The following is an 11,978-nucleotide window of genomic DNA, read 5'->3' as shown; positions in this document are numbered from 1 at the left end:
ATTCTAAATAACTATTCTAAATCCTTCATATCATTAGTTTTAGCTAGCAAAATAATTTATACTTCCCTTAATAGGAATATAAGACTTTCGCTATTGAACTAGCGAAAGTCTTACATACAATTTAGAATCCGTTATTTTTTGCTACTTCCTTTATCCAATATCCACTCTTTTTAATAATTCTATTTTGAGTTTTTAGATCTAATTGGATAAATCCGTATCTATTTTTATAGGCATTGCTCCATGACCAATTATCTATAAATGTCCACATATGATAACCTTTTACGTTACAGCCTTCTTCTATAGACTTATGAAGCCAAGTTAAGTGACCCCTAACGAAGTCTATTCTATAGTTATCTTCTACTTTTCCATCAACTATAAATCGTTCTTCGTCTTGTACACCCATGCCGTTTTCTGAAATATACCATTCTATATTTCCATAATTCTCTTTTAGATTTATGGCTATATCATATATTCCCTTCTCATAAATCTCCCAGCCTCTGTAGACATTCATCTTTCTTCCTGGCATTTCATAATAATCAAAGAAATTATCAGGCATAAGTGGTGCTTCAGGGTTTGGCATACACTCCTTAGCCTTTACCCTTCTAGGTTGATAATAATTTACGCCTAAGAAATCTATAGTGTTTTCTTTTAGTAATTCCTTATCTCCCTCTAGTATTTTAGGCACTAATCCTTCTCTTTTTATTATCTCAACTAGCTCTAATGGGTATTCTCCCCTTACAGCTGGATCTAGGAAGCTTCTATTGAAGAATAAATCTACTATATTAGCAGCCTTTAAGTCATCAGGGTTACTGCTTCTTGGATAAGAAGGAGTCAAGTTTAGCACTATACCTATTTTTGCTTCATCAAGCTGTAAAGCTTTGAATTCTTTAATAGCTTTAGCATTTGCAATCATAGTTCCATAAGCAACTTGTACAGCTCTATTAAAGTCCACCACGTTAGGATAGTGGAAATCATACAGGTATCCACCTTCTACAGGAACAACTGGTTCATTAAAGGTAAACCATCTTTTTACTCTATCTCCAAATAGCTCGAAACATATCTTTGAGTATTCTGCATAAGCATCGACTACTTCTCTGCTTTCCCAGCCGCCCTTTTGTTGAAGCTCCAAAGGCATATCAAAGTGGAATAGATTTATAAATGGCTCTATATCATTTGCTAACAATTCATTTATTACATTATTATAGAATTCTGCAGCCTTTTGATTTACTTGTCCTACTCCACCTGGAATAAGTCTTGCCCAGGAAATAGAGAACCTGAAGGAGTTATGTCCTATTTCTTTCATTAACCTTATATCTTCCTTATATTGATGATAAAAGTCTGAAGTCACCGCTGGACCTACTCCATCGAAGAATCTATTCGGCTCTTTCTCATACCAGTAGTCCCATATGTTTAATCCTTTTCCGTCCTCTTTTGCAGCACCTTCCATTTGAGTAGCTGAAGCTGCACTTCCCCACCAAAAACCTTCTGGAAACTTATATTTAACTGTCATCTTTAGTCCTCCTAAGGTCTTATCTTACTCTGTAAAGTTCAACTATTTCTGTTGCTAGATCTCTAACAGTCATTGCTGTCATTAAGTGATCCTGAGCATGAATTAGTAGTATGTTTACAGGGTTTGACTCTCCATTTGCTTCACCTTGGATTAGCTTAGTTTGGAATCCATGAGCTTTACCTAGTTCTGCAGTAGCTTCCTTTAGAAGTTCTTCAGCTCTTTCAAGGTCTCCTTTTTTAGCTTCTTGTATAGCTTCCATGGCACAAGATCTTCCATTTCCTGCATATAATATTAATTCAAATGCTATGCTATTTATATCTTCCATAATTGATTGCCTCCGTTATCATATATTAATAAATTTATGTATTGCGTATATTTCTGCGATTATTCTACTAATGTTTTTACTATGCACTAATACCTTCAGCTTCTAATTCGTCCTTGTGGTACTTTTTGTCCATCATTAGTATGAATGGTGTCCATATTATGAATACTATAGCTAAGTTAACAAGTTGTAATATTCCACCTTTGATAGATCCTGTTGCAAGTGTTCCACTGAAGAATATCGGAACTGTCCATGGTACGTCTACTCCTATTGGTGCTGGTACTATTCCTATTGACATAACTATATAAGTAAATGCTGTTACAACCATTGGTGCTATAATCCAAGGTATTAATATCATTGGGTTTAGAACTATAGGTAAACCAAATATTACTGGTTCATTTACGTTAAATATACCTGCTGGTCCTGCTAATTTACTTAATTCTTTTAACTGTTTACTCTTAGCGAATATGATTATACCTAATATTACTGCTAGAGTCATACCTGTACCACCCATACCAACTGTAAAAGTGTCCATGAATTGTTTATTTACAATGTGAGGAAGCTTTGATCCTGCTTGGAATGCTTGATAGTTTTCAAGTGATAATGTTCTCCAAATTGGGTCTAAAACTGAGTTAACTATTATTTGCCCATGTAATCCGAAGAACCAGAATAATTGTATAAAGAATATTGCAATTAATGTAGCTGCTAATCCTGATCCTAAAGTCATAAGTGGTGCTTGTATTATCTTATATACAAAGTCATGTATATTACCCCAAGGAGTAAATGTAAATGCTATTCTTAGTAATAAGAAGAAAGTTAATGTTATAAATGCAGGGATAAGTGAGCTAAATGATCTTGAAACCGCATCTGGAACACCAGCTGGCATCTTGATTGTCCAATTTTTTTGTATTACTAGTCTGTAGATTTCAACTGCTATGAATGTTCCTATTATTCCAACGAACATTCCCTTAGCACCAAGTCTATCTAATGCTATAACTCCATCTAATACATCTTTTGATGTCTTTCCATATTGGACAGCTGTAGGAGTTAGTATAATGAAGGCTGCTACCGCTACTGCAGCACCATATATCGCTTCTACTTTATACTGTTTACTTAAACTATATCCAATACCAAATACAACGAACAGTGTCATTATTGACATAGTGGAATTGGATGCTGCACCTAATAAATTCTTTAATTCATTTAGTCCAGCTGCACCTAGTAATCTATCTAAATATGGCAGGTTTGAAATAACAACGAAGATTGATCCAAATATGATTAGTGGTAAACTTAGCATGAAACCTTCTCTTAAAGCCGCTAAGTATTTATTATTGTTAAGTTTATCAGCTATAGGCATTAAGTATTTTTCAAGGAAACTCATTATTTTATCCATAAATAAAATACCTCATCTTTCTTTTTTATATTTTTATTATTTTGAAATCATTGAAATTGCTGTTGCTAGAATTGCTTTACCATCACATCTGCCATAATCCATAGGCTTTATAACATCTACCTTTATACCAACTTCATTAGCCTTTGGTTCTAACTTTGCTTTTAAGAATCTCATTTGAGGTCCTATTAATAAAACATCTGCTTTTTTCATTTCTTCTTCAACTATATCTTGAGAAACTGCCCAGATCTTACATTCTATACCTTGTTGACTTGCTGCTTCTTCCATTTTCTTTACTACTAAGCTTGTTGACATTCCTGATGCACATGCTAATAAAATATTCATAATAATGCCTCCTAAAAATTAATTTATTTTAATTTTTTATTTTTTTATTTCTTACGCTTATTTATATAGCAATACCTGTGCCAACTTTTTATGAACACTTATTAATTATTATATTTTTCTATAGTTTACAATGATTTATTTAAATCCTTTACATAAGTATTGCTTTATAAGTCTTTATTTAAGCCATTCTAGTTATTTTTATTAAATAGGGATTTTTTTATACTCATAAGAAAAGAATCTGAACTAATTGTTATCATTTATGCTATAAAAACAAGTTTTTTTATACACTTAACACTTTTCCTATACACATTTCATTAAATATTTATCTGTATAATACTTTTCTATACACATATACATATAAGCTATAATTAAACGCGGCTATTTTTATACACATTTTCATTTTGCATATTTAATTTATACATGTCCCATCATCCAGAGTACTCTTACTGTTTTGAACTTACTAGATTTACTTTATACTTTCTTGTGAAAGAGATAAGCTTTTTTCATCATAATATTATGAAGGTTTAAATTTATTGGTAATTCCTTTAGAGTAAAAAAACTGTGCATAATAAGGATATTAACTTCCTTATTATACACAGCTTTTCTTTTCATAATTTATATACTAAAAATAATCATAATAATATAACATAACTCATCTTGAGAAAACTCTATGTTATAATACTTTTCTATAGGCAGCAGCGACTTTTTAAGATTATCATATTCTTTACCATAGGTATTCTTTATTTCTTCTCTTCTATTGCATACAGATGTTTTTTCATTATTTATCAACCTCAAAACTGCACAAGCTAGATGTAATATAAACCCTGAAACCTTATAAATATCCATGTCTGTAGTTATATTTCTTCTTATATCATCTATTAATTCTATACATAAAGGCTTAAATTCCATTATATTTATTTCTGTTATCTCTTTTTCTAAGCTTTCGAAGATTTCCTTATAAACATCATCTGGTGTCTTTATCCTTTTAACTATGTCTTTTATTCTAGTATAATTGCTATCAAAGAATAATTCTGAAGTAGGAATAAACGGTATATCATATATATTAGGATTCACTGTTCCCACTATGGCAATTATCTTCTTTCCTTTAGATAACACATTTATGGTATTGTACATCTCCTTTTTATCATTGGCTGAGATTGCAATAACTTGTATATCCTTATCACTTAGATTTACTCTCTCTTCAATCATATTCTTCAACTTAACTGCACTACCTTCACCTGTAATACAGTTGGTTATTATTATATTATCTTTACTTGGTATGTAATTTTGAGTTAAACTAGTGCTGTAGTTGCTTAAAAAACTTATTGAATGTTGTACCTCTTCCCATATCTGATGAATATTATTGTTGGTTTGTGCTTTTCTTGAACATTCAATAACTAATAGTGTAGATACCATATCTATTACTCTTATCTCTATACCTGTTTCCTCAGTTATTAACTCTCCAAACATTCCTAAAGATCCCATATCCACAAGAAGAATAACTCCTGCTCCCTGATGATTTTCTATAATAAGCTCCTTTAGCTCTTGATAAGCTACCTTAGGCTTTTTATCAAGATTCATATCATACGCATAGACATTATTCCCTCCAACCAGCTTGTTTGCAACCTCTACCATTGAAGATGCTGTACTTCTCCCATGCATTGCTACAACAATTATTGGCTTACTGCCTTCTGACTCTTCATCTAGATCATCTATGCACAAAAACATAGCTATAAACCCAACTTCATCTGCAGGTATCTTTATATCGAATTCCTCTTCTAATCTATTAGCTATTATTAAAGCCAATCCATATTCTTCACCATGTTTTTGTATTATTTCAGTTAAATTGTGATTTACTATATTTTTGTGATGCATTATTCTTTCAATACTAGAGCTTATATGAAGACATAAGCCATAAAATACTTTTGTAGGGAATATTCTCTTTAATTGTTCCGATGCAGTCTTCAAGAAATTCTCTACTATAGTAATAATATTTTTATCAACTATTTTAGAAAGCTCTTCCTTATTAACCTCTTGCTCAAACTTTCCTATGTACTTATTAAAGTAATTTTTTATGTCAAAAGACATTATAAAATTAATATCCGCTTCCTCAACACCACGATCCTTTAGCTCTTGAATTCTCTTTTCAATGCTGTCATAGAAGTTATCAGGCAACACTCCATTGCTAGCATCCACATGCAGTTTAGTACCTTTAGAGTTGAAGCTAAGCTTTGTATCATCCTTTATGATCTCATCTACTCTTTGTGAATACTGCTTATACATAACCAAGCCTTGTCTTACATTGCTTGAAAAATCTGTACTATGTACTTCTATACTTTTACGTCCTTTGGACACGAATTTTAAGAAGGCATTAGCACAGCCTAGCTGGATATCACTCTTTAACTGTCCTATATTACCGCTGCAATTGTAAAGTAATAACGCTCTTATGGTGTCAGTAGATACGGTTATCTCTTTTCCTATCCTTATGGACTCAGTCTTAAAGAACTCACAAATAAGCTCGAAACGCTCTTCCAAGGTTCTTTCCTTTAATGCTGGAACATTTATTGTAATTGGAATTCTTCTAGTAAAGGTAGCTAGTAATGTACTATCAACATCTTCAGTAGTTGCACAAATTATAAGGACCTTGCTACTTTTCTTGTTATCTATATCTCCTAATGGAGTATACACACCTTTATCTATGAGCATAAAAAGCATTTCTTGTCCTTCAGGTGGCAGTCTATGAATTTCATCTAAAAACAAAATCCCTCCATTTGCCTTATCCACAAGCCCCTGCCTATCTTTATCTGCCCCAGTAAAAGATCCTTTCTTAGAACCAAAAAGATGTGATAAAAGAAGCTGAGGATTATTGGCATAGTCCGCACAGTTAAAAGCTACAAACGGTGCGTTGTGAGGCATGATTGACTGCTCTATAGTAAATTTATACATAAGTTCTGCAAACATAGTCTTTCCAACTCCAGTAGGACCAAGTAAAAGAGTGTGAAGTCCATTTGGTGGATAAAGCATAGCTGCCTTTGCCTGCTGTATACACTTCTTAAGGCTTCCTTGCTTGCCAATAAGTGTGTCAAAGCTACCCTCAGCCTTTATAGACTGCTCCCCTTCTTCAGATAAAGCTATGGCATAGATTGTTGGCTTTCCTTTAATCTTATAAACCTTTCCTAAATCACAAAGCTTATTTAAAACTGCACTTACATTTGTTCTCTGCAAAGACAGATCTTCCGCAATCTCCTTAGTAGTACACCCTACTTGCTTATCCTTGTCTTTTGTCCTTTGCTCATTGCATCTATCTTTTAGATAGTTAAATATCATTTCTTCCGACTTTGTCATATTATATCACCCATTAAATTTAAATTTGATATTATTTTTTCCTGAGTTATAGCTTTATTTATATATAATCGCTAAATGCTTCCTATATCGAAGCTTAATTTATACTTATTCCATAATCCCCGCTTCTGTGGATTATCGGGCACGTATAACTTAATAATTGAGTTAGTAATCATCCTTAATTACAGACCAACTTCAACCTTTAAGCCTTCGTAATATAGCTATAATAAAGTGATCCTTTAACAAGATTATAAGTTATATATTAAAATTTTATGTGTATAATTACTTTATACACATAAAACCACATCTTGTCTATACTTTTATTTTAGATATTTATACCAATATCTTCATATTAGAACTTCATTATATGCTTGTAGCTCTTATTTTAATTAAGTGATTATAAAGGAATATTTTATATGCATTTAAATCTTCCCCGTAACTTTCAACAGCTTTATCTAAAATATAATTTTCTACGAAGAATAAGGCGTTTTTCACTATACTTTCTGAAGACGTAGCCTTCATATGGATTCTAACGAATAAAAAATGGTACAATTTACGCTTGCTTATACACGAAATATAGTATACAATATTATTTAATATGGTTCTGAGGGAGTAACAAACTAAGATTTTAGTAGCAAAAATCGTCATTACGGAGAAAATCCCGGTTTTGCTTTAAATTGTGAGACTCTGAAACAATGTGTATATCACTAGTATATACATATTGTTTCAGAGTCTTTTTTACTGTAAAAGAAAATGTATCCCCCTTAACTAAACCTAGTAATATCAATGTTTTATCGACTTTTTCAATGTAAAAGCATAATATTTAACTTTTAGGAGGATTAACATGAGTACAAAAAAAGCACTTAGAAACTTTTTACTAATCACTATCGTAGCTCTAATATTTAATGCCTTTATATGGGTGGATTTAGGTTCAGCAAAGGCACTGGAATTCCTAGGTGGCTACGTAATTGAACTTAGCCTTAGTGTGGACAACCTATTCTTATTCCTTTTAGTTTTCTCTAGCTTCGGTATTAAGAGAGAATATCAAAAAAGAATACTTAACTACGGAATCATTGGTGCAATAATACTAAGACTTATATTTATATTATTAGGAGTTGCTGTGGTAAGTAAATTCCAATGGATATTATATGTGTTTGGACTTCTTTTAATTTTAAGCGGCTATAAAATAATAGCTAATAAAGAAAAAGAAGAATCTGTTGAAGATAGTAAACTAATAAAACTTTTAAAGAAGTTCATTCCAGTTACAGAAGAACTCCACGGAGAAAAGTTCTTTGTAAAGATAGGTAAAGTAATGCATGCAACTCCATTATTCGCAATACTGTTTTTAATTGAAGGTTCTGATATATTATTTGCTATTGACTCAATACCAGCTATATTTGCTATAACTACAGACCCATTTATAGTTTATACTTCAAACATTCTTGCTATATTAGGTCTTAGAAATCTTTACTTCTTACTTGAGAAGCTTCAAAGTACTTTTGAATATGTAAAATACGGCGTAGGTTTTGTTCTATTATTCACAGGCTTAAAACTTGCCCTATCCTTCAAGATACATATTCCTATATTAGCTTCAATACTAATCATAGTTGGTATATTAGGACTTAGCGTACTATTCTCTATGTTCATGAATAAGAAAAAAGCTTCTAAAAATATAGAAGCTTAGAACACTTACTGTTATATGTATGTTTTTAAAAAAGATATACATATAGCAGTTTGTTTATTTTATGTGTCATTTGAACTAATAAAACTAAATTCTAACTTTACTTAGCTTCTTATAAACTGAGGAATAAACTAAAATTGCATTCATAAACAATAAAGCGCTGGTAATAAAGAATACATATCTTATTCCACAAAAAGCTGATACCTGTCCACCTAAAATAGATCCAAGAAAAACTCCTATATACTGAGCAGACATACTAAATCCAAATATCCTTCCCGTAAGTTCATCTGGAGAAATCCTTTTTATCAGTATATTAACTGAAGGAGTAAGTCCTGCAGTTGCTAATCCTAGAACAAATCTTAACCCCATAAGCTGCCAAGAACTTTTTACAAAAGCTTGAGGGATAAATACTATTCCAGCTATCAATAAAGCTCCTAGCATAACTTTTTGTGGCCCTATTCTGTCAGACAATCTACCAAGTCTTGGAGCAGCAATTATACTTGCCAAACCAGATGCTGAAAACGCCATTCCAGAAATAAGGGCTACATGCTTGCTATCAGATGAAAGATGAGTTACATAAACTGTTATGATAGGTTCTATAGAATATAGTGCTAAAGTTATTATAAAAGATGTTAGAAAAAGTATTCCAAGTAAAGAAGTATCGGGAACACGTCTCAAAACCTGCTTAGCACTTAAAATCACCTTTTCCTCTTTATTAAAACTCTCTCTTACAAATAATAGTGTAGTAATAAAGGCAATCAGCATTAAGGTTCCTGTTATAAAGAATACATTCTGCATGCCAAAGTTCTCTTCAATAAAACCACCTATCATTGGTCCAAGAAGGGAACCTCCAATGGATGCTGTAGCAAGTGATCCCAAGGCCCAGCCTGCATGCTCTTTCTCCGTTTGAGTAGCAATTAAAGTTGTACAAGCCGTAGTGTATCCAGCAATAACTCCTTGCAACATTCTAAGCCCTATAAGCTGATACACATTTTGTGCAAACCCCATACTGAATATGACAATGGCCATACCAAAACTTGATCTAAGCAGCATAGGTTTTCTCCCAACTTTATCTGCAAAGTGCCCCCATATTGGAGAGAAAATTGCTAAAATCATATAATTAACACCAAAAGCAAATCCTGAGAACTGCTCAATCATTTCAGTGTTATGTACTCCCAGGTGCCTTATGAATAGAGGTAGCACTGGAGCAATCTGACTGGTGCCTATATTGGTCACAAAAACCCCAAACCAGCAGACTATTAGATTTCTTTTCCACAATTTCATAAATAAAGCCTTCTTTCTTTTGTACATTAAGTTAACTTATGGATGCACCACTCCATATTAAGCTTTATATATTCAAATTCTCCTATAAGGAACCAGAGGATTTTTGAACATAGCTTTAAGATTGAAGTGGTGCATCTTTAACAATTCCGTCTTATATAATAACTCACAAACAGGCTTTACTCCATGTACTATACTAAAATCCATGGACATTATTGCTATAAAAATCTAATGGACTAACCCCTTCTATTTTCTTAAACAATCTACTAAAATAAAACTCATCTCCAAATCCCAGTTCCTTTGCAACCTCTTTTATCTTTCTATCTCCATCTATAATAAGCTCCTTAGATTTATCAATCTTTAACTTATTAAAGAAATGAATCACCGAATAACCTGTCCTTTCTTTAAATGCTCTTGATAAATAAGTTGGTGATAAGCTAACCATATCTGACAATTGTGGTAAGGTTAGTTTTTTAGTTATATTTTCATGCATGTATCTAATTAAGGTCTCTACCTTAAGCTCAATGGAATAGTTGCGATTTTCTCTTTTTTCTCTTGTATAAAGTTCAAAAATCAACTGCTGCAGCAAAGCTTTCGAAGAAAATTCATAACCTGGCAGTTTATCATACCACCCATTTACCAATTGCCAAAACAAGTGATTTATATTATAAATATTTTCAGCACCTTGCATTATACTAAGCGGTAGTTCTCTATCTTCATCCTTAACAGACCAATTATTTTCACAAAAAAATACATTAGCATAGCAAAAATGTACTGAGATAAAATATAGTGGGTTATTAAAATCCGACTCTATTGACTGCATTGTATGTGCTGGAATATAAAATACATTTCCTACCTTTCCGTTAAATCGTTTATTGGCTATAACTATGCTTCCCTTTCCACCAGTTACAAGTATTAGCTCATGATGATCAAGAGTTCTTGTAAGCTTAGCTTTATACTTCCAAGGTTCATTAGCTTGCCTCATACTGCAATAATTGATATAAAAAAATAAATTATTTATATTCAAGGTTCTATTAAAACTCCTTCTACTTCATTTAATTCATCAATTGTTTATATATTAAAAAGTAATACTTACCACATGCTTAATTATAGCAAATCACACAATTTTATAATAATACATTTAATCCCATCCGACTGTGTAGTATAATACTTATGTATAAAATATCTGTTACTGAAGCTTAATACTTATATTAATAGCTTAGAAGTTCCTTCAGAAAGCTTAAATTTACTTAATTGAACAAGTTTTTAGAGATATTTTATTATATAACACATTGATAATTGGAGGATTTATATATGCTTAGAACAATTGCTTGGTATACAAATTTTGCTGCCAGCCTTGTGGTAAAAGTACCTCAGATGTATAAAGTTAAGAAACTAAAAAGTAAATTAGATGAAAAAGCCTTTGAAGAAGAAGTACATAAAATAACTTCAAAATGGGCTGCTTCCCATGTGAGAATGAGTGGTGCTAGGGTAAAAATTCATGGTGAAGATAACATTCCAAAAGATGTTCCTGTAGTATTTATAAGCAATCATCAAAGTAATTTTGATATAGCACTTTTTATGAGTTATATAAATAAACCAAAAGGATATATTTCTAAAGTTGAAATAAAGAAGGTACCGCTTCTTAGAACCTGGATGGAGTATATGGATTGTGTATTTATAGATAGACACAACCTAAGAAAATCAGCTCAATCTATAGTTGAAGGTGTAAAGATACTTAAGAAAGGGCACTCACTAGTGATATTCCCTGAAGGTACTAGAAGCAAGGGCGGCCCATTAGGTGAATTTAAAGCTGGAAGCTTTAAACTTGCTACTAAAGCCAAGGTTCCAATAGTCCCAGTTACAATAAGCGGCTCCTATAAGCTTATGGAGGCTAATGGTAACAAGATAAAACCTGCAGATGTAGAAGTTTTCATACACCCTGCTATAGATACATCTAACCTGTCAAAAGAGGCTCAGGACGAATTGCCATCTATGGTTAAATCAATTATTGCATCAAAGCTGTAGTTGAATTTTTTAGAGTTTAATAAGGATTTGTATTTTAAAAATAATAAAACCATGCACAAGCTGAGCTTATATAAATTAT

General features: G+C 32.1%; 9 protein-coding genes. 2 read left to right on the top strand and 7 right to left on the bottom strand.

The annotated features are described in order from the left end of the window. Positions 1–121 precede the first annotated feature (121 nt). The 5 genes from GXK57_RS11540 to GXK57_RS11520 all read right to left on the bottom strand — a co-directional run bounded on the left by GXK57_RS11540 (position 122) and on the right by GXK57_RS11520 (position 6,912). Positions 122–1,510 (bottom strand): glycoside hydrolase family 1 protein, encoded by a 1,389-nt coding sequence (locus tag GXK57_RS11540; RefSeq protein ID WP_160676052.1) that lies wholly within the window; start codon positions 1,508–1,510, stop codon positions 122–124. Between the two features lie 19 nt (positions 1,511–1,529). Next, positions 1,530–1,835 (bottom strand): PTS lactose/cellobiose transporter subunit IIA, encoded by a 306-nt coding sequence (locus tag GXK57_RS11535; RefSeq protein ID WP_160676050.1) that lies wholly within the window; start codon positions 1,833–1,835, stop codon positions 1,530–1,532. A 79-nt stretch (positions 1,836–1,914) separates the two neighbouring features. Continuing rightward, positions 1,915–3,225 (bottom strand): PTS cellobiose transporter subunit IIC, encoded by a 1,311-nt coding sequence (gene celB / locus GXK57_RS11530; protein ID WP_202127713.1) that lies wholly within the window; start codon positions 3,223–3,225, stop codon positions 1,915–1,917. 36 nt (positions 3,226–3,261) lie between these two features. Beyond that, positions 3,262–3,567, bottom strand: coding sequence for a PTS sugar transporter subunit IIB (locus GXK57_RS11525; protein ID WP_160676048.1), 306 nt, complete (start codon positions 3,565–3,567; stop codon positions 3,262–3,264). A 615-nt stretch (positions 3,568–4,182) separates the two neighbouring features. Further along, positions 4,183–6,912 carry a sigma-54-dependent transcriptional regulator gene (locus GXK57_RS11520; protein WP_160676046.1) on the bottom strand — a complete coding sequence of 910 codons (2,730 nt, stop codon included), beginning with the start codon at positions 6,910–6,912 and terminating at the stop codon, positions 4,183–4,185. A gap of 841 nt (positions 6,913–7,753) precedes the next feature. Between GXK57_RS11520 and GXK57_RS11515 the strand changes: the two genes are divergently transcribed. Continuing rightward, entirely contained in the window at positions 7,754–8,593 is an 840-nt protein-coding gene (locus GXK57_RS11515; RefSeq protein ID WP_160676044.1) for a TerC/Alx family metal homeostasis membrane protein, read from the top strand. An 84-nt stretch (positions 8,594–8,677) separates the two neighbouring features. On the opposite strand, the gene GXK57_RS11510 is transcribed toward GXK57_RS11515, so the two are convergent. Together GXK57_RS11510 and GXK57_RS11505 are read right to left on the bottom strand one after the other, a co-directional pair. Further along, entirely contained in the window at positions 8,678–9,874 is a 1,197-nt protein-coding gene (locus GXK57_RS11510; RefSeq protein ID WP_160676042.1) for a multidrug efflux MFS transporter, read from the bottom strand. 193 nt (positions 9,875–10,067) lie between these two features. Further along, a complete protein-coding gene (locus GXK57_RS11505) occupies positions 10,068–10,898 on the bottom strand; it encodes an AraC family transcriptional regulator (protein ID WP_160676040.1) in 831 nt (276 codons plus the stop codon). Positions 10,899–11,185: 287 nt separating this feature from the next. On the opposite strand from GXK57_RS11505, the gene GXK57_RS11500 reads away from it, so the two are divergent. Continuing rightward, a complete protein-coding gene (locus tag GXK57_RS11500) occupies positions 11,186–11,899 on the top strand; it encodes a lysophospholipid acyltransferase family protein (RefSeq protein ID WP_160676038.1) in 714 nt (237 codons plus the stop codon). The last annotated feature ends 79 nt before the right edge of the window (positions 11,900–11,978 follow it).

Source organism: Clostridium sp. C8-1-8 (assembly GCF_009928445.1).
In the GTDB taxonomy this organism is placed as follows: domain Bacteria; phylum Bacillota; class Clostridia; order Clostridiales; family Clostridiaceae; genus Clostridium_AR.
Note: the sequence above shows the minus strand (reverse complement) of the source record. Positions and strands in the feature narration are given on the sequence as shown.

Coding starts and splice junctions, on each gene's coding strand:
- GXK57_RS11540 (WP_160676052.1), bottom strand. CDS start 1,510: ATGACAGTTAAATATAAGTTTCCAGAAGGTTTTTGGTGGGGAAGTGCA.
- GXK57_RS11535 (WP_160676050.1), bottom strand. CDS start 1,835: ATGGAAGATATAAATAGCATAGCATTTGAATTAATATTATATGCAGGA.
- celB (WP_202127713.1), bottom strand. CDS start 3,225: ATGGATAAAATAATGAGTTTCCTTGAAAAATACTTAATGCCTATAGCT.
- GXK57_RS11525 (WP_160676048.1), bottom strand. CDS start 3,567: ATGAATATTTTATTAGCATGTGCATCAGGAATGTCAACAAGCTTAGTA.
- GXK57_RS11520 (WP_160676046.1), bottom strand. CDS start 6,912: ATGACAAAGTCGGAAGAAATGATATTTAACTATCTAAAAGATAGATGC.
- GXK57_RS11515 (WP_160676044.1), top strand. CDS start 7,754: ATGAGTACAAAAAAAGCACTTAGAAACTTTTTACTAATCACTATCGTA.
- GXK57_RS11510 (WP_160676042.1), bottom strand. CDS start 9,874: ATGAAATTGTGGAAAAGAAATCTAATAGTCTGCTGGTTTGGGGTTTTT.
- GXK57_RS11500 (WP_160676038.1), top strand. CDS start 11,186: ATGCTTAGAACAATTGCTTGGTATACAAATTTTGCTGCCAGCCTTGTG.